18 protein-coding genes are annotated in these 24,853 nt (G+C 44.4%); 11 read left to right on the top strand and 7 right to left on the bottom strand.

All coding sequences use genetic code 11. From position 1 onward, the window contains the following. Positions 1–87: 87 nt before the first annotated feature. Both I3257_RS02515 and ccmA read right to left on the bottom strand, forming a co-directional pair. Positions 88–744 (bottom strand): heme exporter protein CcmB, encoded by a 657-nt coding sequence (locus I3257_RS02515; protein WP_238048777.1) that lies wholly within the window; start codon positions 742–744, stop codon positions 88–90. Between the two features lie 139 nt (positions 745–883). Continuing rightward, positions 884–1,513: a heme ABC exporter ATP-binding protein CcmA gene (gene ccmA, locus I3257_RS02510; protein WP_238048723.1), complete on the bottom strand. Its 630-nt coding sequence runs from the start codon at positions 1,511–1,513 to the stop codon at positions 884–886. Between the two features lie 76 nt (positions 1,514–1,589). On the opposite strand from ccmA, the gene I3257_RS02505 reads away from it, so the two are divergent. From I3257_RS02505 to I3257_RS02495, 3 genes are all read left to right on the top strand, one after another. Next, on the top strand, positions 1,590–2,684 hold the full coding sequence (locus I3257_RS02505; RefSeq protein WP_238048722.1) for a hypothetical protein: 1,095 nt from the start codon (positions 1,590–1,592) through the stop codon (positions 2,682–2,684). 65 nt (positions 2,685–2,749) lie between these two features. Next, positions 2,750–3,559 (top strand): YbjN domain-containing protein, encoded by an 810-nt coding sequence (locus I3257_RS02500; protein ID WP_238048721.1) that lies wholly within the window; start codon positions 2,750–2,752, stop codon positions 3,557–3,559. Between the two features lie 118 nt (positions 3,560–3,677). Continuing rightward, on the top strand, positions 3,678–4,595 hold the full coding sequence (locus I3257_RS02495; RefSeq protein WP_238048720.1) for a histone deacetylase: 918 nt from the start codon (positions 3,678–3,680) through the stop codon (positions 4,593–4,595). A 48-nt stretch (positions 4,596–4,643) separates the two neighbouring features. Here the strand turns inward: I3257_RS02495 and I3257_RS02490 are convergent, their stop codons facing one another. Both I3257_RS02490 and coaBC read right to left on the bottom strand, forming a co-directional pair. Further along, on the bottom strand, positions 4,644–5,426 hold the full coding sequence (locus I3257_RS02490) for a sulfite exporter TauE/SafE family protein (RefSeq protein ID WP_238048719.1): 783 nt from the start codon (positions 5,424–5,426) through the stop codon (positions 4,644–4,646). A gap of 39 nt (positions 5,427–5,465) precedes the next feature. Continuing rightward, a complete protein-coding gene (gene coaBC, locus I3257_RS02485) occupies positions 5,466–6,890 on the bottom strand; it encodes a bifunctional phosphopantothenoylcysteine decarboxylase/phosphopantothenate--cysteine ligase CoaBC (protein WP_238048718.1) in 1,425 nt (474 codons plus the stop codon). Positions 6,891–7,017: 127 nt separating this feature from the next. On the opposite strand from coaBC, the gene radC reads away from it, so the two are divergent. From radC to I3257_RS02470, 3 genes are all read left to right on the top strand, one after another. Next, the gene (gene radC, locus I3257_RS02480; protein WP_198330155.1) at positions 7,018–7,701 is read left to right on the top strand and encodes a DNA repair protein RadC; all 684 of its coding nucleotides are present in this window, start codon (positions 7,018–7,020) and stop codon (positions 7,699–7,701) included. Between the two features lie 349 nt (positions 7,702–8,050). Further along, positions 8,051–10,996, top strand: coding sequence for an acyl-CoA dehydrogenase (locus I3257_RS02475; protein WP_238048717.1), 2,946 nt, complete (start codon positions 8,051–8,053; stop codon positions 10,994–10,996). An 809-nt stretch (positions 10,997–11,805) separates the two neighbouring features. After that, positions 11,806–13,182 carry a dicarboxylate/amino acid:cation symporter gene (locus I3257_RS02470; RefSeq protein ID WP_045444003.1) on the top strand — a complete coding sequence of 459 codons (1,377 nt, stop codon included), beginning with the start codon at positions 11,806–11,808 and terminating at the stop codon, positions 13,180–13,182. Positions 13,183–13,290: 108 nt separating this feature from the next. Here the strand turns inward: I3257_RS02470 and I3257_RS02465 are convergent, their stop codons facing one another. After that, positions 13,291–14,046 carry a TSUP family transporter gene (locus tag I3257_RS02465; RefSeq protein WP_238048716.1) on the bottom strand — a complete coding sequence of 252 codons (756 nt, stop codon included), beginning with the start codon at positions 14,044–14,046 and terminating at the stop codon, positions 13,291–13,293. Positions 14,047–14,543: 497 nt separating this feature from the next. Between I3257_RS02465 and nhaA the strand changes: the two genes are divergently transcribed. The 3 genes from nhaA to I3257_RS02450 all read left to right on the top strand — a co-directional run bounded on the left by nhaA (position 14,544) and on the right by I3257_RS02450 (position 17,928). Continuing rightward, on the top strand, positions 14,544–15,746 hold the full coding sequence (nhaA, locus tag I3257_RS02460; protein ID WP_045444001.1) for a Na+/H+ antiporter NhaA: 1,203 nt from the start codon (positions 14,544–14,546) through the stop codon (positions 15,744–15,746). A 149-nt stretch (positions 15,747–15,895) separates the two neighbouring features. Further along, positions 15,896–16,480 (top strand): DUF2799 domain-containing protein, encoded by a 585-nt coding sequence (locus tag I3257_RS02455; protein WP_238034024.1) that lies wholly within the window; start codon positions 15,896–15,898, stop codon positions 16,478–16,480. A gap of 77 nt (positions 16,481–16,557) precedes the next feature. Next, positions 16,558–17,928 (top strand): oxygenase MpaB family protein, encoded by a 1,371-nt coding sequence (locus I3257_RS02450; RefSeq protein ID WP_238048715.1) that lies wholly within the window; start codon positions 16,558–16,560, stop codon positions 17,926–17,928. A 66-nt stretch (positions 17,929–17,994) separates the two neighbouring features. Here I3257_RS02450 and I3257_RS02445 read toward each other — a convergent pair whose 3' ends face one another. Continuing rightward, positions 17,995–18,729 carry a CoA pyrophosphatase gene (locus I3257_RS02445; protein ID WP_055124790.1) on the bottom strand — a complete coding sequence of 245 codons (735 nt, stop codon included), beginning with the start codon at positions 18,727–18,729 and terminating at the stop codon, positions 17,995–17,997. 593 nt (positions 18,730–19,322) lie between these two features. On the opposite strand from I3257_RS02445, the gene I3257_RS02440 reads away from it, so the two are divergent. Further along, a complete protein-coding gene (locus I3257_RS02440) occupies positions 19,323–19,886 on the top strand; it encodes an NUDIX hydrolase (protein WP_045443995.1) in 564 nt (187 codons plus the stop codon). Positions 19,887–20,077: 191 nt separating this feature from the next. Further along, on the top strand, positions 20,078–21,406 hold the full coding sequence (locus I3257_RS02435) for a serine hydrolase (RefSeq protein ID WP_238048714.1): 1,329 nt from the start codon (positions 20,078–20,080) through the stop codon (positions 21,404–21,406). Positions 21,407–21,507: 101 nt separating this feature from the next. Here I3257_RS02435 and I3257_RS02430 read toward each other — a convergent pair whose 3' ends face one another. Beyond that, positions 21,508–24,585, bottom strand: coding sequence for an insulinase family protein (locus tag I3257_RS02430; RefSeq protein ID WP_238048713.1), 3,078 nt, complete (start codon positions 24,583–24,585; stop codon positions 21,508–21,510). Positions 24,586–24,853: the final 268 nt, after the last annotated feature.

Raw genomic sequence — 24,853 nt, 5'->3', positions numbered from 1 at the left:
TCAACATGCTGTTAATACAAAGGTTTTTTATAGCGTTTTTTATTACAAACTCTCAATACAGAGAGTTGTACATAACTTATGTCGCTTCTAATTCAGCCACGCCATTTTTAACGTCATGGCAATCACCCATGGCATCACCAAAACCGAGATAATACTACCTGCTAATAATAAAGCCAGTATCGGTAAACCATTGAGACCAGTGGCAAATAAATCAACCGCTCCTGTGGCAAAAATTAACACTGGTAACTGCATCGGCAAAGCAATCAAAGGCACCAGCACCGCACCATTCTTTAATGACAGCGTCAAACTACTCGCGACCGCTGACAGCATCAAGAGCATCGGACTGCCCGTCACAATAGAAGCCATCAATATCCACGCCTCAAACCAACTAAGCTGAAATAAAGGCACGGCAAGTAAACTAAGCGCTGCCACAATACCACTACTAAAAATCCAATGGATAACCAAACGAATCAGCACCCATAAGGGCAATGATGCTTTGGCGACGAACAATTGCGCCAGCGTGCCATTATCAAGGGCAGGCTTAAACAAACCATCGACACCCATGACCAGTGACAATAGAGCGGCAATCCAAACCGCCGACACGCCAAGGCGTTGCAATAGCGCAGGCTCGCTACCAACTGCTAGTGGAAATAAGGTGATAATGACCAAAAACAGTACCAAAGGGTATAACCATTGTACGGCACCCTGTTGTTTGACTTGCCACTCGCGCCGCCATAGCTGCATAAAGCTGATACCGCGCACCGCAGCTAAGTCAGCATTTGAGCTTTTATTCACTGTTTGTACTGGACCGTCTGTTTCTATCATTTATTTGCTCTTCTACGGATGCTTGGGACACTTATACTGAGAGTATGCAAACTAGTATTCAAACCATATAATCGGACAAATCGAGCACTTGATTGGCAACAGCAACGGCCTGATGACTGGTCATTAATATAGCGCCGCCTTCATGGGCAAAATCGCGCAATCTGTCTTCCATTCGCGCTACCATATCGACATCAAGGGCAGTAAAAGGCTCATCAAGTAGCCATAATGGTGTCACCTCAGGGGTCAATAAATATAACCTTGCAAGGGTAATACGGCGGGTTTGCCCAGCAGATAAATGGCTTGAGCTAATCGTCTCAAAGCCTTGTAATCCTACCCAAGTGAGGGCATCATCAATATCAGTAACGCTTGGGCTAATCCCATATAAATTTAGCAGAAAGGTCAGGTTTTGTGCGACCGTTAGATTTGGATGTATACCCAACTGGTGCGACACGTACAAAGGCTGAATAGGTAAATTCGCTGCTCCTTGATAATAAACTTCACCGCTTAACACTGGCAATAACCCAGCCAGCTGCATCAGTAAAGTGGTCTTACCAGTACCGTTAGCACCAATTAAATGGCAAATGCTACCAGCTGCCAGATTGAGTACAACCCCTTCGCATAGAGGGATTTCGCCGCGCTGAACGGTCAGTTCATCAAGCGCAAGTAAGGCGGTATTCAGAGCTGTCATCAAAACCTCTCATTATTTATTAAGCGGCAATCAATATTCATCACAAACACAGATGACGTTCATGGCATAATACTTTATGCTTACCCCAACCACACAGTATAACAAATTGTCGATTATTATGACCTCAAAACCTATGCAGACTTCAAAAGATAACCAAAATTTAGATATGCCAGCGCTAACCATAGATGGCTTAATCGAGGCACAAGTTGCGTTTATGCAGCAATGGTTGCGCACGCAAGCTGAACCGCTGTCTATGCAGGCATGGCAATGGTTTGCTGCACAGCCATTGAATAAATATGTCAGTGCCGATGATTTGCAACAGCTGATTAATGACTGGTTACTAAACCAGCCGATGACGGATGTGATACGTAAAGATATTCGCGATATCTTGCATACGATTATTTATCATCCAGTCAATGACAATGTGCCGTTGTCTGAGCTGGTGGATGACACTCAAGTGCAGACCCTAGCCAACTATGTCGGTAGCCACGATCAGCAGCGTAATATCTTGATTCATACGCTGGTCGGCAACGAGACTTTTGCCGATTTGCTAACCCAAACACTATATCATGCCATTAACGACTTTATGGAAACCACGCTGGATAAAGCAGGCGCTGCTGGTAAACTCATGAAATTTGGGCGCAGCTCTTTTGAAAAGGCGACTAATAGAAATCTTGATGAAAAACTGCAGGCGTACTTGCATCGTAATATTAAAGATTTAGCACGCCGCGCAGAAGCCAATGCGCAAGAGCATTTATCAAATGACGAAGTCGCGCGATTATTAATCACTGGTTGGGCGCGAATCAAAGACCAGCCTGTCAGTCATCTACAGACTTATCTGCGTGATGAACCTGACAACAGCAGCATCGATCATATCGAAGCCAGCATTCAGCAAAGCTATAACCGCTTGCGCCAGTCGCCTTACTTACACAGCCTTGTGGCAGCGAGCATCGATACTTGGTATGGTAATCATCAGTCAGATACTATTGCGACAGTAGTTTCGAGTCTTCATATTGATGAGCGGGCCATGACTCAATTCAGTACAGCGCTATTACCTATAGTGCACGATGCCATTGAAAGCGAGTGGTTGACGGCACATATTCGTGAAATGTTACAAGCGTTTTATGAGCAACCGAATATCAAAGAAGGTTTAGCACTTAATGCTCAATAATTTACTGTCTTGATGTATTTGTCTCAATTTTCCATCTCATTCATTTATTTGACAGCACCATACTTATGAGTCAACGTAATACACTCAGCTTGTGGCAAAAACTCAAACAGTTACTGACTGGTTCAGTAGCGCAGGCTGATGAAATTGATATGATACAAACAGAGCCTCATGACATGTATAGTAGTGATACATATAGTAGTGATACAGATGATGAGGATACTAGTGACGCTCATGATAATACCGAAATCGATTCTGAATCTGATGTCAAAAATACAAGCGAACATTCAGAAACTGACGCTTTTGACTCGAGTGCCAGTCAACACGAAGCTAGCGACACGCCCATTATTGATTTTCTGAAACAGTACTTTAATGATAAGCAATGGCACTATACTCACTATCGACCCAAAAGCAGTGGCAACAAAAACAACGACCGTCAACAATCACATCACTTATCGCTTAGAATGCGCAATAAAAATCTCGATTGCGGCTATTTGTTTCGCGTGCAAGAAAACAACAAGCTGCTAGCCGTCTATGGAATTTTGCCATTTTTGATACCAGAGAGTCACCAAAGCGCGGCGATGCTACTGATTACTCAAATAAATTATGACTTGCTAATCGGCAATCTAGAAATGGATGTCAATGATGGCGAAATACGCTACAAACACGCTATCGATGTCGAAGCGGTAGGCATCGGTAATGATGTTATCGAGCATTTATTACAAAGTGTCATCGCGATGACCACGGTCGCGAATGAGATATTTAGTGATTTGATCGATAATCAAAACCCTGCGGAAGACTTACCGACATTGCTAACCGAGCTACGTCAACAATCAGATTCTAGAACCTTCTTTTTGCCAACGCAATTTGTGCAGTAATGAACTGACTATCATAGCTATCCGTAGCTTTTACAATGTCTCATCAGCACCTTATTGTTAAAGCGCTTAAACCTATTTATCCTTAACATACTTTTCAAAAAAGACATCCTCTAACACTATGCTAAAAATTGCTTACTCTGATATTTTTCGATATTCCGTGCCTGAAAAACACCGCTTTCCCATGCAAAAATACACCATGATTCCTGAGCGGCTGTTGGCTGAAGGCATTATCAGTACCGACAACTTTTTTGCCCCTGCACGTTTGAGCGAAGATGAAATTTTGACCACGCATACTGCGGACTACTGGTATCAGCTGAAAACCCAAACGCTACCACGAAAGGAAGCGCGAGCCATTGGCTTTGAAATGACACCAGAGCTGGTAGAACGTGGGCGTTATATTGCTCATGCCACTTATGAATGTGCATTATATGCGCAGCAATATGGCGCGGCGATGAATGTCGCAGGTGGCACGCATCATGCGTTTGCTGATCATGGCGAAGGGTTTTGCGTGTTTAATGATGTTTGTATCGCGAGTAATTTATTATTAAATCGCGGACAAGCGCAAAAGATTTTGGTGATCGATTTAGACGTCCATCAAGGCAATGGCAATGCCAGTATTATGATGGATGAGCCACGCGTTTTTGTGTTTAGCATGCATGGCGCAAAGAACTATCCATTTCGAAAGCAAGTATCAGATTTGGATATTGAACTAGACAATGATACTGGCGATGCGGAGTATTTGCAGTTACTAGAGGCGACATTACCACGTTTGATTAGCGACGTTGCGCCAGATATGATCTTTTATCAATCCGCTGTCGATGTACTGGCAACTGATAAATTAGGAAAGTTAGGGCTGACGATAGAGGGTTGTAAAGCGCGTGATGAATATGTATTACGCCAAGCAAAAGCCGCTAAAATTCCTATCGCTATCGTGATGGGTGGTGGCTATTCAGAAGATATCGACGATGTGGTTGAGGCGCACTGTAATACCTTTCGTTTGACGCAACAGATATTTTTTGATGAAATAACAAAATAATGCGCGCATAAAATAGCATCTAAACAGCCAGCTGCCTCGCGAGCTATCTTACAAAAATGCCATAACTCCCTGCCAGCCGACACGAATACCAAGCACGGTAAGTATCAATAAAATAAGCTGACGAAAGCGTGCTTGTGGTAAATAACGACGTAAGCGGATACCAACTAAAAGCGCGGCAATAGATAAAATACTGAGCAAAGTAATCAGCTGCCATTCACCACTGCTGAGCGCCATAATAGGCTCACGTAATACAATTATTTGGGCAATTTTACCCAAAAAATAGCACATGTTGCCGACTTTGGCGATGGTATTTTTATCATCGCTGGCAGACAGTAGATACATCATCAATATGGTCGACATGGCATTGGTCGAGCCGCCAATCACCCCTGCACTAAAACCAACGATGATTAACACAGGCTTGGTAGCAGGTAGACGGAGTTGCTTACCAAGCAAGCTGCTTATGACATAAAAACCAATAACCGCTGCCAATAGCAATAAAATATAGGCGCTATCGACCCATAGTAAGAGCTTCGCGCCTAGAATACTACCAAGTAAGCTGGTCAACGCCAATAACCAATAGCGCCTGCCGTAATAGATAAAATTTTGCCAGATTGTGCGCCCGCCACCCGCGAGCCAAGTCATGGCATTAAGCAATAATGACGGAAAAATGACCAATACAATAGCATGTGGTAACGGGTAGATACTAGCAAGCGCAGTGGTCGTCACCAACGTCACACCCAGCCCACTAATACCGTGTAGCAACGATGCCAGCGCAAAGATTACCATCAATAACAACGTCTGAGTGCTATCACCATCCATCATATTAGCCATAAATATTAAGACCTAATGTCTGGATTAATAGTGACATAACTAGGCATTGTGACCATTGTGGCGTTGCCATATTGTCTCGCCAATGATGCCAGCCAACTGCTCGGCAATCTTATCTTTGCTCGCCTTCTCAAGTGTGACGCTATCGTGCTCATAACGCTCTGAGAAAAATACCTGCATGGCATTGTCATCGCTGGCAAAACCAATATCTGCTCGTGAAACATCATTACAAGCAATCAAATCTAGATCTTTAGACACCAGTTTGCCACGAGCATAGCGCTCGATATCTTGCGTTTCTGCCGCAAAACCAACGACAAACAGCGCTGGATGCGCAAGCGAAATCGTCGCTAAAATATCAGGGTTTTTGACCAAACTCAGCGTCATAGCATCTTGGGTTTTTTTAATTTTTTGCGGGGCAGCTTCTTCAGTACGATAATCAGCGACAGCCGCCGTGGCAATAAAGATATCCGCCATTACATTTTGATTCTCGCTATGAGCATGCTGTTTATCATCAATCTCATGGCTGTGATTATGACTGTGGCTATGATCATCGCCGCAATCACACTCGCCATGATGTTCATGTTGATGGCTATGATCGTTTTCGTGATCGTGATCGTGAGAATGGTCGTGTTCATCTTCAGGCACATACTGTAGCGCACTGTGCGTACCATCCACGCACTGCTGCGCCGCCATCAGCATCTCTTTAGCCGACAATACATCAATACGTGTGACATTCAGCGGTGTCGGTAGTGCCACTTTGCCGCCCGCAATCAAGATAACGTCTGCACCAGCAGCCACGCACGCACGTGCTAATGCAAAGCCCATCTTGCCAGTAGAGTGATTGGACAAGTAACGCACCGGATCGATAGCTTCTACCGTCGGTCCTGCAGTAATCACCACTCGTTTACCTGCCAATAATTGCGGCGTGGTTTGCATCGCATTGAATAATAACACTTCTGCCAATAGCTGCTCAGGTTCAGGCAAACGCCCTGCGCCCACATCACCGCAGGCTTGCTCGCCACTAGCAGGTTGAATAATCTGATAATTCATATCGCGCAGGGTCTGGACATTGAGATTGACCGCAGGATGCGCCCACATCTGCTGATTCATGGCTGGCGCAATGATGACTGGTGCCGCCGTTGCAAGGCATACGGTTGTCAATAAATCATCAGCCATGCCCATCGCGAGACGCGCAAGCGTATTGGCAGAGGCTGGCGCAATGATGATTAAATCTGCCCATTTCGCCAATTCGATATGCCCCATCCCCGCTTCTGCTTTTTCATCGAGTAATGAGATATGCACCTCATTGCCAGTCAAAGCTTGCAGGGTCAGTGGCGTAATGAAGGCTTGTGCGCCTGTGGTCATAATGACACGCACCTCAAAGCCTGACTTGATTAATAGGCGGGCAAAGATAGCAGATTTATAAGCGGCGATACCGCCAGTGATAGCAAGCACAATATTGGACATAAGCATGGCATCAATAAAAAGTTGAAAGATAAAATTGCGCTTATAGTAACAATTATGAGATAAGTTGGGTAAGAATTTCCGTATTTACTCAATATATCTGGCAGCAATCCATTCTCAAGGAGTGACGATGGCGATTAAAGACTGGCATGAAGATGATAGACCACGTGAAAAACTACTAAAATTTGGGGCAGCGCATTTATCTGATGCCGAGATATTAGCGATATTTCTGCGCACAGGTACGCAGTCACAGTCAGCTATCGAATTGGCGCGTCATTTGATCGAGCAATTTGGTAGCTTGGCAGAATTATTGGCAGCGCCGCAAGAGACTGTACTGGCTTGTCATGGTATTGGTCCTGCTAAATACGCGCAGATATTGGCCTCACTTGAGATGGGTACGCGTTATTTGGACAGTCAGCTTAAAACTGGTCACGCACTTGGGCGCTCGCAAATGGTCAAAGACTATATCAGTACTCAGCTGCGCGGGGAGCATCGCGAAGTCTTTGCGGTACTTTGCTTAGACAATGCGTTAAATCTCATTAATTTTGAGATACTGTTTACTGGCGGCATCTCCTCTTGCTCCGTCTGTATCAAACACGTTCTGCGTCATGCTTTGAGTCACGCCGCCAGCCAACTCATCGTCGCGCACAATCATCCACATACCGATGCGACCCCTTCAACGGCAGACAATTTATTAACTTACGAGCTAAAGAAAGCCTGCGATTTAATCGATTTATCCTTGGTAGACCACATCATTGTTGGACGCAATGAGACATTATCTTATGCAGAAAGCGGCTTAGCGCCTTTTGGATAACTGATTACGACTGTTGTTTTTGCCTATATGAGAAAATCTTGATACATATAATCGACACAGCGTAGCATTTTAGCTATTGATAGTTATCGGCAACTGTTTCATATTGATGGCTAAATTTGTCTTTTATTTGTCTGTCACTGGTTAGACAGTTATCAAAGCCACTTTTGTAAAATGCTCGACAAATTAAAATTGATTATAAAATATGCTACAAAATCCATAACGGCTCATTGGTTTAATTTGGTCACCAGACCCTTAAACATCAGCAAAAATAACAACAAGATTTATTCAAATACTTAAATACACACACATTTTTCGCGCTTTTGGTTTAGCGTTATAAAAGGAGACAGTCATGGCAATTGGCTTATTTATTTTGGCAATCATTATTCAATTAGCCATGGTTTTGGCCATATTTTTATTGTCCCTGTCACGAGTCACAGGCAGTATCGTTGCCCTAGTTACCGTCCTTGTCACCGCCTTTATCAGTCCTTGGTCGCTCATTTTGGGCATACCAATCGCTTTACTTTGCATCGTTTTGCTCGTCGCTCCTATTCGTCAGTCACTGATTACCAGACCTGTTTACAAGACTTTGGGCGGGGCAATGCCGAGCATGAGCGATACCGAGCGAGAAGCACTCGATGCGGGTACCAGCTGGTGGGAAAAAGAGCTGTTTATGGGCAATCCCGACTGGGACACTTTTGCTCAATATCCCTATCCAGATCTGTCGGCAGAAGAGCAAAGCTTTATTGATAATGAAGTAGAAGTACTATGCGCCATGCTTGATGAATGGAAAATTCAGCATGAAGACAAAGAGCTGTCGCCTGAAGCGTGGCAATTTATCAAAGCCAATGGATTTTTAGGCTTAATCATTCCAAAAGAGTTTGGCGGTTTAGATTTTAGCTCTTATGCACAAAGCCGTATCATGAGTAAAATCGCTTCGCGCTCGCCGACCGCTGCGGTTACCTGTATGGTGCCAAACTCGCTCGGCCCTGGTGAGCTGTTGATGCACTACGGTACGGACAAACAAAAACAGCGCTGGCTACCCGGTCTTGCCAAAGGCGACGAGGTGCCTTGCTTTGGTCTCACGGGCCCAGAAGCAGGCTCCGATGCTGGTGCGATTCCAGATACAGGGGTGGTTTGTTATGGTACGCACGAGGGCGAGCAAGTGCTCGGTTTGCGTATGAACTTTTCTAAGCGCTGGATTACCCTCGCACCTATCGCCACGGTCGTGGGGTTAGCATTCAAAATGCACGATCCTGAAGGTTTGCTTGGCAAGCCTGATAAGATCGATTACGGTATCACTTGTGCGCTTGTGCCTGCCAGCCATGAAGGCGTTATCATAGGACCACGCCATAATCCAATTGGCTCGCCATTTATGAATGGTACAGTCGATGGTAAAGACGTCTTTATTCCACTAGATTACATCATCGGCGGCGTCGAAAATGCAGGTCGCGGTTGGCGTATGCTGATGGAGTGCTTGGGCGTTGGTCGCGGCATCTCTTTACCAGCTTTATCAACCTCAGCCAGTGAAATGACATATCTGTCTGTCGGTGCTTTTGCCAAAGTACGCGAACAGTTTAAAATCTCTGTTGGCAAGTTTGAAGGCGTCCAAGACGCTACCAGCCGCATGGCCAGTAACACTTATATGCTAGAGGCATTTCGTCACCTCGTCACCTGCGGTCTGAACCAAGGCGGCACACCATCAGTGATGACGGCAATGGCAAAATACTATGCGACTGAAACCATGCGCAGTGTGGTTAACGACGGTATGGATGTCGTTGGTGGTCGCGCGGTACAGATGGGTCCACGTAACTTTTTGGCCACCCCTTATCAGGCAATTCCAGTATCTATCACGGTTGAAGGCGCAAATATCTTGACGCGCTCACTCATGATATTTGGTCAAGGTGCGATGCGTTGCCATCCTTATCTCTTTGATGAGCTGCAATTGCTGCAAAGCGAAGATAAAGAAGGCGCACTCAAACAGTTCGACACGCTATTTTTTAAACATTTGGGTTATACCTTTAATCGCGGCGCAAAGGCATTTGTCGCAGGTTATGTCGGTGGCAGTAATCATGCACCAAGCTTTGCGGACAGCTTTACTCGTCCCTACTACAAACACATCAACCGCCTGAGCGCAAGTTTTGCCTTAACGGCTGATATGGCGTTAGGGTTGCTCGCTGGTGACTTAAAACGTAAAGAGATGCTGTCTGGACGCTTAGCTGATATTCATAGCCATTTATTCATTAGCACTGCTATTTTGCAGTTTTATGAGCATGGTACTAAATCAGCGTCCGAACGCTTGCATGCTGAGGTTGCCTTACAAAATAGCTTATATACCATTCAAGAAGCTTTTGAAGCCTTTTTTGCAAACTTCCCTAATCGTATGGCGGCCAGTTTGGTCAGTTTTGTGACTTTCCCCAGCGGCTCTATCTTTACGCCGCCAAGCGATGAGCTTAAACGTAAGCTGGGTGATGCTTTTATGGATGACTTTGAAGCCAACCCGTTCCGTGATTATCTCAAAACCATGGTCTACTATAATACTGAAGCCGATGATGTCACTGGACGTATGGAACACGCTTATCAAACGCTACTTAGCATCGAGCCATTATGGCAGAGGTTTAAAAAGGCTGAACACAAGGACAGTTTTGAAGGGCTTACTTTTGAGGATCATGTGGTATATGCCAGCCAAAACGGCGATATTACCGAAGAAGAAGCTGAAGTGCTTATTCAGTACAACGCCATACGTTTTGACTCATTATTGACTGATGTGTTTGATAAACATTTATTGCATGCTCAAGAGCGCACCAATCCACACAGCCTTGATAATGCCGTACAGCAATTAACGGACTATGCACAATTGAAAAATGACGCGCAAGCTAGAAACGGCATTGCGACAAACATGACAGCTGAAAGTGATGTCGACTCTAATGATTTGGGTACGCCCGTCAGTACAAACAAACCAACTGGCGATGCCAATCCCAATCATGGTTATGAGAGTGACGGTGATGTAGAAATGGTCAAAGAGCAAGATACCATTGAGGAGGTACGTGCACAGACCGACTTTGATGAGTCTGAGCCTGAGGTGGAAGCACTAGATCATCGCCACCGTGATGCAGAGTCACACTTAAGTGAACGCATGAGTAACAACCATCGTCTGAATCAACATAATGCTGACGACCTAGAGCCTTCTGAAATATCTGAAGATGCAGAAAATGTGAAGGATGATATAGACAAACCTGTCGCTACTGATCCTAAATGGCAGGATGGTCTACGCCGTGATGAAAGTGACAAAGTTTAAAATAAAAAGCTTTGATAATTCTTAAAATGACAAGCTTTGAAACAATAGGCTTTGAAATAACAAGCTTTGAAATAACAAGCTTTGAAATAGCAAGGCACAAAAGAATCAGGCTTAAAATATTTAAAAAACAATAGATGTTAAGGCTGCTAGGAGCCTTGCACGATACATTCTGATCATTCACTTAGAAAAGACTGCCCAATTTGAGCAGTCTTTTTTTAGTTATAAATCGCCGTTTTTAACCATTAAGGCGTATTTGATGATTCAACCATGGCACTGACAGAGACTGTTTTTTAGGCAGTTCAACGTTAAAAATAGTCAGTTTAGTCATTCTAAGCGTCTACTTTTAACAATGAAATGGCAAAAAACAGCCCTATCGCCCTCTATTAATATTGGAAATAATACTAAATTCTTCCAGCTCCATATAAAAAATATGTTATAAAACTAATTAAGGCATGAGCATTACCGTCATTTTATGCTTTGTCTAGAACAGTTTTGGCGATCAGCAATATCTATTTTTGAATGTTCAACACACCCTAATATTGGTCAATATGCCTTGTTATTTACCTACTTTACTCGCGAAAAATTCGGCGCAGATAACTTAACTATTGATTTATATTACCTTAGTCATAAAAAAACGTTGCAGTATCCTTAACAATTATTTTATATTGTGCCCCGAAAACGTGACACTAAGTGGAAGTTGAAAGAATTTAATAGACGTAGCAAGAGCGGTGATAATAATGGCAACAATCACATTGATGTGAGCAGCCTATCTATTCGCTACTGGGGCACGTACACAAAGGATATAAGTTATGTGGAAAAATATGGGACTGACCGGCAAGATTATTGTCGCTATGGTACTCGGTATCATACTGGGATTGTTTATAAACTATTCAGGACTGAACGCTGAAGGCGGTTTCATTCATACGTACATTACCAATGGCTTCCTCGCCATTGTCGGCAAGCTATTTGTCAACTCGTTAAAAATGCTAGTCGTGCCTTTGGTGTTGATCTCATTGATTTGCGGTGTTTGCGGTATTGGTGATATTCGTTTGCTTGGTCGTATTGGTACCAAAACGTTTCTTATTTATATGATGACAACAGCTCTGGCTATCGCAACAGCAATTGGCCTTGGCGTGCTATTTGGTATCGGTAAAGGCATGAATATCGAAACCGAAGCGGCATTTGAAGCAGCATCAGCGCCGCCGCTGCTAGATGTGTTCTCTAATATTATCCCATCAAACCCCATCAGCGCGATGGCAAATGGTGATATGTTATCGATTATTTTCTTTGCTATTTTGATCGGTGTTAGTATCTTGATGGTGGGTAAACCTGCCAAAGGCTTAGTACAGAGCTTAGAATTAATCAATGAAGTCATCTTAAAAATGGTGACCATCATTATGAATCTTGCACCTTATGGTGTATTTGCGCTATTGACCAAAGCAATGGCAGAGCTGGGTTTAGACTTGATTTGGTCACTGCTCGGTTATGTGGCGGTATTGGTCGGCTCATTGGCATTCCATTTCTTTGTCACTATGATGATTGTACTCAAAGTCTCTTCAGGCTTATCCATCAAAACCTTTTTGGCAAAAATGCGCGAAGTGCAGATTTTTGCTTTTAGTACGTCAAGCTCGAACGCGACGATTCCTATTACCTTGCGTACGGTCACCAAGCGTATGGGTGTCAATAACTCAGTTGCTTCGTTTACGGTGCCTTTTGGTGCGACCATCAACATGGATGGTACCGCCATCATGCAAGGTACGGCGACCATTTTCATTGCCAATATTTATGGTATTGACTTGGGCGTGACTGAGTATCTGACTGTCATTCTAATGTCCGTTTTGGCTTCCGTCGGTACTGCTGGTGTACCGGGTGTTGGTCTGATTATGCTATCAATGGTATTTGCCCAAGTCGGTCTACCTATCGAAGGCATCGGTCTTATCTTAGGTGTGGATCGTATCCTTGATATGTTACGTACCGCAGTGAACGTCGGTGGCGATGCCGCTGTGACGGCTATTGTGGCAAAATCAGAAGGCAAAATGGATTTGGCTATTTATAACGATCCTAACGCTGGCGCAAAAGACGTATTTGATGGTCACATTGATGAAGACAATGAGCGTGAATTCTCTGAAGTCTTTAGTGATGGGATCATGGGCAGTGAGTACGATGATATCGATCGTCGCCGCTAGGCATTGAATAGATTTTGATAATTTATTCACGATACATAAAAAACCTCAGTCATATTGGCTGAGGTTTTTTTGCTTTACTAAATACATTTAGGGCGTGTTGAACAACAATCAACCAAAAACGTATTTGGTTACCATCGCCAAGCATACCACTACAATCATCGGACGAATCAGCTTACTACCGCCCTTGACCACCATATGAGAGCCAAAATACGCGCCTATCGTTTGTCCCACCATCATGGCAAGCCCTACTTTCCACAACACATTACCGCCCAAAATAAAGAATATTAACGAGCCAATATTGGTCGATAAATTCAATACCTTTGCTGCGCCTGTTGCTTCGATAATTTGACGACCGCGCAATGCCACGTTGCCGAGCGCAAAAAACATCCCTGTGCCTGGTCCAATATAACCATCATAAAAACCAATTAATGGTGCAACCACTTTTTGCCATTTACCTTCTGAGATACGCGGCGCAGCTTGTACTTCGCCAAGTCGAGGCGCAAACAAAGTATAAATCCCGATAGCCGCAATCAAAAACGGAATCAGTGTCTCAAGCAGATCCGGCGGCGACATCTGTACAGCGATAGTGCCGAGAACAGAACCGATAAAAGCGCCAACAATGGCTACTTTGATACGTTGCGGTTTGACCACCCCTTTTCTAATCATCGTAATAGAGGCTGCTAGCGCACCTGAAGCGGCTTGTAGCTTATTGGTACCGAGCGTTAGCACTGGTGGGATATTGGCAAGTAACATGGCGGGGATGGTCAATAAACCGCCGCCACCAGCGATAGCATCAATAAAGCCTGCCAACGCTGCCACAGCGGTAAGCATTAATATAACCTCTAACGAAAGCGATAAGTCCATGACGCTGACCTGTAAATTTTATGATGGAAAATGAGGAAGTCCTAAAAACTGGCTTTAAGAACAGGAAATAAAATATTAGTAGCAATGTTGCTATCAAATTTGCTATTTAGTAGCTGATAGTACTGCTGATATGTATTAAAGCTGTGACAGAACATCACAAAATGCCAATCATTATAAAGATAAAACGCTAAAAAAAGCCAAAAACGTAAAAAAGTCTGCTAGATTTGTCTAACGGCTTAATAAGTATCTAAAATAAGTAGCGATTGATTAAAAGTATGTAACGACTGAGCACGATTTTGTCTGCTCTATCGACTCTATAATATCGCTATTATTAATGTGACAAGCGGCACTTATAACTTTTGGTTGACGTATTTTGTTGTCTATATCAATAAGAGTATGAGAAACTGTTGCTGTCTATCATGTCTTTATGAGTCGTGTCATAGATATTTGAGGTTATTGGATTAATTTGTAATTCGTGTTTAGCAAATGAGGATGATATGGCAATACGCAGGATTAAAGCATTTTTTGAATTTGAGGCAGCGGGCGGTATCGTCCTAGCATTGGCTGCCATTGCTGCAATGATTATTGCCAACTCCCCTCTTAATGTATGGTATGAGGGCTTTATTCACGCACCCGTTGCCATTCAAATCGGTGAGTTCGCTATCGCTAAAGACGCTCATCACTGGATCAATGACGGTTTAATGGCGATTTTCTTTTTTTTAGTGGGACTTGAGCTAAAGCGTGAAGTGTTGATCGGTGAGCTGTCTAATGTTAAGCAAATCATCTTGCCAGCTGGTGCGGCGCTCGGTGGCATGATTATGCCAGCGATTGTCTATCTACTTTTTAACTATAACGAGCCTGAGTTTTGGAAAGGATGGGCGATTCCAGCCGCGACTGATATTGCTTTTGCCCTAGGTATTTTGAGCTTATTAGGCAACCGCGTCCCCAACTCTTTAAAAGTATTTTTAGTATCGATTGCTATTTTTGATGATATTGGCGCCATTTTAATCATCGCTTTATTTTATACCAGTGATTTGTCATTAGAGTCATTGGCAGTGGCAGGTCTATGTCTACCTTTCTTATACCTTCTTAATCGTCGCAACGTCACCAGCATCACGCCTTATCTGCTGATCGGTGTGATCATGTGGATTGCGGTACTCAAGTCCGGCATCCATGCCACCTTGGCTGGCGTGGTCTTAGCACTATTTATTCCTATGTTTGACCGTACTGATCCTGAGCACTCACCACTAGAAGAGCTAGAGCACGATTTACATAACACCGTTGCCTTCGGTATCTTGCCATTATTCGCATTTGCTAACTCAGGCATATCTCTCAAAGGTGCAGGCTTCGCTGAGCTGTTCCATTCAGTACCGCTTGGTATTGCGGCCGGTCTATTCATCGGTAAGCAACTGGGTGTGATGATCATGTGCTGGTTAATCTTTAAGCTTGGTATCTCAACCATGCCAAGAGGCATGAACTATAAGCAGATTTACGGTGCAGCCTTACTCTGTGGTGTTGGTTTTACCATGAGTCTGTTCATTGGCGGTCTGGCATTTGCTGGTGAAACAGCCTTATTTGATGAGCGCTTAGGTATTATTATGGGCTCAATCGTCTCTGGTATCGCAGGTTACCTCATGCTCAAAGTCAGCTTGAAAGACAATGTAAGCGGCACCTCAGTCGATCTGACTCGCCCTCATTAATAAGAAGATAAGCCACCTAAAGGCGATTTAGCTTATCGGTGGCTTATGATTTTATAGTTCACGTACTTTGGCAGCCGAGCATGGTTCATTAAAAGTATTTTTCATTAGCCATATCAGCACTTGCATCAATAGCCATAGAAGAGAGAATCATGCGACAGTTTGTACTGCGGCCTTCGTTAAGCTTGGCGCTCCTTGGTAGCATTGTTTTACTATCAAGCTGTGCCACGCTCTCTAAGCAGGAGTGCCTCGTTGGTGACTGGCAGGCTATTGGCTACAATGATGGCGTGGCAGGTTACCCATCAGACCGCCTTGCATCACATGCCAAAGCCTGTGCCAAGGCCAGTGTTGCCCCCAACTATCTGGCATGGGAGCGCGGTCGCCAGCTGGGTCTTAAGCAATACTGCACGACCAGTAATGCTTACAATGTCGGTCGGCGCGGACGTCAGCTCAATAATGTTTGCCCTTTAACCTTGGCGAACACACTGCAAACTGCTAATCAAAAAGGCTTAGACTATTATGCATTAGACAGTCAGTTAGACAAAGACAAGCGCCTCATAGAAACCTACCAAGAAGAGTTTGATAAGCTAGAAAGTGGGGCGATGTTAAACTTTGCTAATGAAAAAGAAGCACGCGCGCGTCTACTATCATTAGCCGACGAGCTGCGTAAAGCCAAGCACCGTATGAACACCACGCAAAGACAATTAGAAGCTCTAAACCAGTCAAATAGCTATTAATACTATTGGCCTTGTGAAATAATCTAATAGGAAAATATTTGGTAAGAAGGCATTTGGTAAGAAGGCATTTGATAAATATGGATTCAATCAACATAACTGATAAACAGACGGCTGCTACTTTGAATCACCAACAACCCTTAATAAAACCTTATCAGCGTCACGGACGGACGACCGCGATTGATGACCATAGCGACTTGCAAGTATTAAAGCGCATCAAGCGTTATTTATTGCCAAAAGACTTCGTTATCTCGCAAGATTTATTAAATGAAATAGTCGCGGGCTACGATATTGGCGATTCACTGGCAGATACGTTGGCCGCTGACGGCATTCGTTTTGCAAAGCCCCTACAGCAATTTATTATCAGCGACAGCAGCAATAGCAATAAATTCGATGCTAATCTCACAAACAACTCTGCATTTAACGCCTTGGCTGAACAATTTAGCCACCATCCCGATTGGTTCGATCCCAAGCTTGCCCAAATCGGTGCGGTTGCCTATCGACGCTATCCGCTGATGCTGATTTGGCTACTACGTAATGTCGCCCTGATGGCAGGCTACAGCATTCCCGCCCTCTCCCTGCCGCTCATTCAGACAGGCGCATTGATGCACGATGCCCTGCCGCGCCTGATGCGTACGTATGCCTATATCCTAGCCGTCTCTGAACATCCCCCATTACATAAGTCGAATACAAACGCCCATAATCAACGTCAGTCTATCGAGCAAGTATTGGCGATTGGCTCAGAAGGTTGGCGGCAATCAATCAAGGTGCGGCAAATTCATACCCTAGTACGGCAAAACTTGCTCAAAGGTAAAGGCAATGCTGCTAAAGGCGTCATACCAAATGCCGACCAACATCACAAGCCAGATGGCAGCTGGAATACTGATTATTGGGGTCTTCCTATCAATCAAACCGACATGATTGCTACTCATTTGCAGTTTTCATTGTTGATTATGCGCGGGTTACGGCTACTTGGCGCACGCATCAGCACTGAAGAAGCGGCAGGTATTCTGCATCTATGGAATCTTGCCAGTTATTGGATGGGGGTTGACTTAGAGCGCCTGCCAAAAGATGAAACCGCCTGTTGGGAATGGCTTTATACCTATTTATCAATTCAGCAACTTGATTTTAAAATGGGGCAACCATTAGCCAAAGCCTTGCATGATTTGCCGCGTCAGCTGATGGGCGAAGACAATCGACGGGGGCGTTTCGTTGAGATGGTCAATGCTAGCGTGACTCGTACTTTGGTCGGCGATGATATCGGCGATGGGCTGGATTTGCCAAAATCAAAAATCCGCTTTGGTGTCTTATCGTCGGTGCCGATTCTCTTTGCCCTTGATACGGCACGCCAACACAATCAAACGATAGCCGAAAAACTAGAAGCCTTCCGCGCCAAACGCCAAGATAATATGAATTGGTGGCTAAAGAAAAACGACGAATATTATAAGTAAGGAATTATAAATAAAGCCTAGTAGATAAAAAAATGAATAGGGATTAGACGTCAGTCGCCTTACGGATTAATTGCGCGTATTTTGGATACGATAATACCACTCAAGCTGGCGATCAAAGCCTGTTTCTAACAAACTGGCAATGACACGTCCTGTCAGACCCCAAACCGTTTCACCATCCACTTGCCAGCTAGGCGTGAGAATGGTCGCGATCTTATCTTGCATTGCATATTCTACCGCATACTCGACAGTAGGCTGAGTCAGCAAGGTTTCAAAATCTGCCCAAAAAATGCGCGAGATTTCGCCAAGCTCAGGTACCAATAATAAATCGGGCGCAATCAGCGCCACAATAGGACGCACACTCATACCACTTTTAGAGGTTTGAATGGGCAATTGACCAATTAGCTGGACTTTATTAGGTGGTAGTGCGGTCTCTTCACAGGCTTCACGCAAAGCGGTGACGACATTATTACCGTCGCCTGCATCATGTTTACCACCAACGCAAGAGACCTCGCCAGCATGGCTGTTCATGTGCGCAGCGCGGCGTGTCAGTAGCAGTTTTGGATGGCGTTCATGGGTAATGGCAACCAATACCGAGGCATCGGCAATGGGTGTTTGATACAAGCTATCTAGAATGCGAGTGCTACGAGAAGTGCTAGCATCATACAGCGCAGGACTGGTAACGGCATTTAAGGTCTCATGCTGCACCCGTTCCGCCAGCGTTCTAATGGTGGGATAACGAATAAAGTCCGGCACAGCGACTGAAAACTCATCAAAACGTAGCGACTGCGGGGGAAGTAACATGATTATTGCCCTATATTTTTATTAGAATTAAGCATCGGATAGTGGAGCTTATCTCTCGCAATGTGTACAACGCTTGCGCCAGTATTATTGCTACGCGTATCGCATCTACATGCTGGCCTCCATTCATTTATCGTTATGCTTGGCGACGTAAAGTGGCATTTTTTAATACCCTCTACTCTGATAAATGCGCGCGCTTTGCTGATTGCCCTTATTTAGAACAATACCAGTCGCGGCAGCCATTACTCTCGTTATTGGCAAAGCTATCATTCAATAGTTAGCGTGAGTCTAGCCTAGCGCAATCTTATCGTGACTGCATATACTTTTTATGTGACTGTCCTGCTTTGCCTGCTGATGCATTCATTAATAGCAACCATAGCCGTAAGCAGTTGCACAAACCTGTGTGCTTGTTATTATCACTGCCAGTGTGATGAGAATTTGTGTTATCTTAGGATTAACAGCTATGATCACATAACATCTGATAAGCTAAAGTCATACTATTTTATAAAATAAGAATCATAATTCTTCCAAGAACGACAATCCTTTTTCTCATTTCTATTTATCATGTAGATTTATCACTAAATAAGGCAGTTGATATGCGCTATTGTTTACAATGCGGTCATGAAGCAGAACGTAAAATACCAGCCACGGATAATATCCCACGCTTGGTATGCCCCAATTGCCACTATATTCACTATGAAAATCCAAAAGTGATTTGTGGCTCACTCGTTGTGCATAAGCATCGGGTACTGCTATGTCGCCGCGCGATCGAGCCACAGTATGGCTTATGGACACTACCAGCTGGCTTTATGGAAAATGGCGAAACCATGGCAGAAGGGGCCGCTCGTGAAAGCTTTGAAGAAGCAGAAGCGGTCGTCGTCAATCCGCATTTATATTGCCTATATGATATTCCTGATATCGGGCAAATCTATAGTATCTATATCACTGAGCTAAAAGACGGCGCTTATGGCATCGGCTCTGAAAGTCTTGATTGTGCGTTATTTACCGAAGAAGATATTCCATGGGACAAACTTGCCTTTGAAGCGGTACGTCGTACTTTAAAAAGCTACTTTGCTGACCGCAAGCAATACGATAATCATGAAAATTTCCCTATTCATCAGGATATCATCGGTAAAGACCAAGCGATCAAGCGCTACTAACCCTAAGCACATAAAGAATAGAGTTATAAACATAACGTTATAAAAAATAACCTTATAAAAAAATCAATTGCTTTACAAAAGTGGTTGGTAAAAACCATTGATAAGTCTTATGCTAAGTTTTGAATATAGCCACTTATCAATGGTTTTTTATTGTCTGAAGTTAATCGTTTAAGCCGACTTGCGAGAATATTATGCTGACTTTATTGCAACGCTTTTTACCGCTACTACCACTGACCATCGCCATGACCCTAACCAGTATAAGTATCACCAGCCATGCGGAAGATGCACGGTTAACCGCCAAACAATCAGACCCACAAACGCTTGGCTGGATGCAAGGTTTTCCGCCGCCTGCCGATAAACTGATTACTCAACCTTCCTCTAATTTTTTTAGTTTCCCCAAGCTGCGTTGGACGGTCTGTCATATCCGTGAATTGATGCCCACCACTGACGTCAGTCGCGGTATCGGTGCGCCTTCCAAGCTCAGCTATGCGTTAGATAAAAACATCGATGCCATCACCTTTATGCCTACTAACAGTAAGCGCCCGATGACTTGGAAGCAATCACTGGATGCCAATTATACTGACGGCATTATGATCATGCATCATGGCAAGGTGGTATACGAGCGCCAAAACGGTTGTCTCAATGAGCTGGGCAATCATGCGGCGATGTCGATGACCAAATCAATGACTGGGCTGTTAGCAGAAATCCTCGTGACCGAAGGTAAGCTTGACGATAAAGCCTTGGTAGCGTCTATCATTCCAGAGCTCAAAAACAGTGGCTTTGGTGATGCAACCGTACGCCAAGTCATGGACATGACCACAGCGCTCGATTATAGCGAAGACTATGCTGATCCTAATGCCGATATCTGGAAGTATTCAGAAGCGGCAAGCCCACTACCAAAACCGAAAGATTATAAAGGACCCAATGGTTACTTTGAGTACCTGCAAACAGTTAAGAAGAACGGCGAACACGGGGAAGCTTTTAACTATCGAACCATTAATAGCGACGCCCTAGGCTGGATTATTTCGCGTACGACTGGTAAAGCGGTGAATGAATTACTCTCTGAACGCATCTGGCAAAAAATCGGTGCTGAACAAAGCGCGTATATGACGGTCGATGCTAAAGGTACGCCGTTTGCTGGCGGCGGTCTTAGTGCAGGTTTGCATGATATGGCACGCATTGGTAGCTTGATGCTCAATAAAGGCGAAATTAATGGTGAGCGCTTATTCCCAGCTACAGTCGTTGATAATATCGAAGCGGGTGGCGATAAAGAGGCTTTTGCGAAAGCCGATTATAAGCAGCTGACTAACGGCAGCTACACAAGCATGTGGTGGTTATTTAATAACCCCACGCCCATCTATGCGGCACGCGGCGTCCACGGTCAAACGGTCTATGTTGACCCAGCAGCGGACATGGTCATCGTCCGTTTTGCGTCATATCCAGATGCCAGTAACGGTAAAATCGACCCAACTTCTTTACCTGCCTATAAAGCAGTCGCCAATTACTTAATCAAAAAGTAAGCCTTTAAAAAACACTATCAAGCAATAAACACCGCCGCTTCCATTTTTAGTGAAAGCGGCGGTTTTTTATATAACGATTAAATCAGCAGACTTTAAGAAGGTTAACTTTTAATTTTACAAACGTTAAAGCCCAATTCTTGTACTGCTGCTTCTTTATCATAAGGCGCGAGTACTGCACGTACGTGTTTTTGACCTTGTAGATATTGCTTAGCAACGCGCTGCAAGTCTGCCACGGTCACAGCCAATATTGAGGCACGCATTTTACGCTGCCACTCTACGCCGCGATGATGCAAATCTGCAAAGCAGGCTTTAACCGCCTCCCCTGCTGGAGAGCCTGGCTTATCCATTCCTGAGATAATACCTAAGATGGCTTCTTCTAACTGCTCGTCCGTTTGCGGCTCATTCAATAGCCACTCGATACTGGCATCGAAGTGCGCAAAAGTTTCAGCACACTGCGGGTCACGGTAGCTAAAGAACTTAAAGGCACAGGCATTGGCATCGTAGCCCGCACCGCCGCCATAAGCACCGCCGCGCTCACGAATAGCGCTATGCAGATAACCATTGCGTAGATAAGGCGCGAGTACCATGAGAGCTGCTGTATCAGGATGATCAGCCGCTGGCACGGTATAAGCACTGGCATTATGATAGACGTTGGTCGGGACTAGCCACGCCAAGTCTTCAACATCGAGCACCACATCACTTTCTAGCGCTTCGACCGCGTCTTTCTCACCATTTAACGCCGCATCAAGTTGCAATTCGGCAAACTCGCTTGGAATATTGGCGTCGATACTCGCATCGGTATTTTTTAACTGCGCTGCAATCTTCGGCGCTTGACTGTCTTTCCAGCTATCAACGATTAAATTGCTTAAGCGTTCGGTTTGCTCCGCTTCACAGATGATAACCGCGTGCTTAGGCAAACTAATTAGACGTTGATGTAAGTCCATCAAGCTGTTTGCTAATTTATCCCACTGTGCGTCATCGCTACTGGCATGAGTTAAGAAGTCTTTTAGCGCGTTCAATGCTGGCAGACCACTGCGCACGTACTCTAACTGCGCTTGACGACTCATACCACGGCTGGCGGTTTGCATGGCATAAGAATGCCCTGAACCAGCAAGGTTTGATTGCCAGCCTGCTTGACGCTGCTGCAAGATTTCTTTGATACGATCATGCTCACTAAAGATACTGTGTTCCATCACTTCTTTGAGCAAATCAATCGCTTCAGGTTTACGATTCAGTGCGCGCGTTGCCACCACAAAGTAGCTGCTAATCGCTTGGCTATCATCGACATTGGTACGTTGGCTAATTCTAGCAGTCACCCCTGATGAATGCGCCGCTTGTTTGGCCTGCATTTCGTGAGCGCTGAGCGAATCTGTACCTAGCTCTGATAACAAGCTTAAATAAATAGGCAACAGCGGATGATTAATGACTTCATTAACGGGTAGCTCGCTTGTACCCTCATTACCAATCGCATCAGTCAACGGTACAATTATTTGATAATAATACAAGCCGTTGGTGCCCGCTTCATATTCAAATAGCGTACTTTCTTTGCCGCTCAAATTAATCTGCTTTTGCGTGCCTTGTTTAAAGCTGATATCGGTCGGTACGTCTTCTAAACCCACTTTTGGCAATAGGCTTAAATCATCAGGCGCTGCTTGGCGCGCTGCCAAATCAAGCGCTTGTTGTTTTAAGATAGCTTTATCATCAGCGGTCAAATCCATCTCGATGGTATCAAGGCGAGTCTGCTCAGCTGCCGCCAAACGGGCGGATTTTTCACTATCAGGCGTCATGGTCACACGCACACGATGCTGATTATCAAGCAAATGCTGCTTAATTAAATTCGGTAACCACTGCGCATTTTTTACTTGCTCACGTAGCCACTGCAAATGCTCATCAACTTCCCAGACATCGATAGGATTACCATCATGAATCGCGGTACTAAAGCCTTCTAGCATCAGATTCAGACCATACGGCATGCTATCGCCGCCGATATGACGCTGATCAATCTCGATTTGATGCAGAATCGTCTCAATCGTTTCATCATCAATCGGTTGGCTCGCGACCTCTTTAAGCAAATCAATAATGCCCTGTTCTACCGCTTCGGCGTGTTCAGGGTTAGAACCGCGTAGACCGGTATAAAAGACCATTTCATAATGACTGTCATCCAGCCCTAGTAGCGGACTTGGCGCTTTGCCGAGTGGATGGCTGTCCAAATAAGCACGCAGCGGCGAACCAGCATGCTCAACTAATACGCCTTCTAATAGACGCAACGCCAAACGCTGCTTTGGATCGGTAATCGACGGTAATAACCACGCCACCACATGATGCGTTTGGTCAGGACCTGCTTCGTCAGCCGTATAAGTATCAACCGCACTAATCGGTGCAGACAAACGCTGCTCTGGACGTGAGACGTGTTTTTTACCTGCTTCAAACTGAATCAAGGCATCTTCATGGATTTTGGCTTGGGTTTCAGCGACTGGAATATTACCAAAGCTCATAATCACGCTGTTTGACGGATGATAATGGCTCTGATGAAATTCAACCAGCTCAGTATGGGTCAAGTCAGGAATATCGGCAGGATCTCCGCCCGAATTATAGTGATACGTCGTCGTTGGGAATAAATGATGGGCGACCGTATGATACAACTGGTCAATCTCGCCACTCATTGCGCCTTTCATTTCATTAAAAACGATACCCTTAAATTGCGGCTTGTCATTTTCGTCTAACTCAACACGAATGCCTTCTTGGGCAAAATCCAGCGGATGAATATTCGGAAAAAATGAGGCATCCAAATAAACGGCTAGCAAATTAAAGTAGTCGTTTTTATTTTGCGTCGCATACGGATACGCCGTCCAATCGGCAGCGGTCATCGCATTCATAAACGTGTTTAATGAGCGTTTAATCATTGAGAAAAACGGGTCACGAACAGGGAACTTCTCAGAGCCACATAAAGCCACGTGCTCTAAAATATGGGCCTCACCTTTTGAATCCATTGGCTGAGTGCGAAAACCAACCAAAAAGGCATTTTCGTCACTCGGATGTGCCAAATGGTAATGCATCGCGCCTGTTTTGACGTGTTGGCTTATCAATACGTCCATCGACAATGCATCGATATGGCGGTGCTCAATCAGCTCAAAGGCAGGATGCAAAGTTAGATCAGTAGTAGATAATGTGTCGGTCATAATTTTCCTTATGGATTGCTCTAATTTTATTTAGAATAATATGCGATTAATGACTAAATATAGCCAGTGGCGATAAAATAGAATCAGAGTAAACAATAGATAAATAGTGTATTTAGTACTTATCGTAGGGTGTTTTTTATATGATATTTATATAAAAATATTGTGAGTATTATTGTGATTAACTTATGAGTAATATTCAAATTTAATGGCATGTACCCGTGCATCATTTTAAATGACAGCAATGCACCGGTATAAATTAAAAAGAATT

This window comes from Psychrobacter sp. Ps7 (assembly GCF_022129225.1).
Taxonomy (GTDB): domain Bacteria; phylum Pseudomonadota; class Gammaproteobacteria; order Pseudomonadales; family Moraxellaceae; genus Psychrobacter; species Psychrobacter immobilis_A.
The sequence above is the reverse complement of the archived record's forward strand: the minus strand, read 5'-3'. Positions and strand labels throughout refer to the sequence as shown.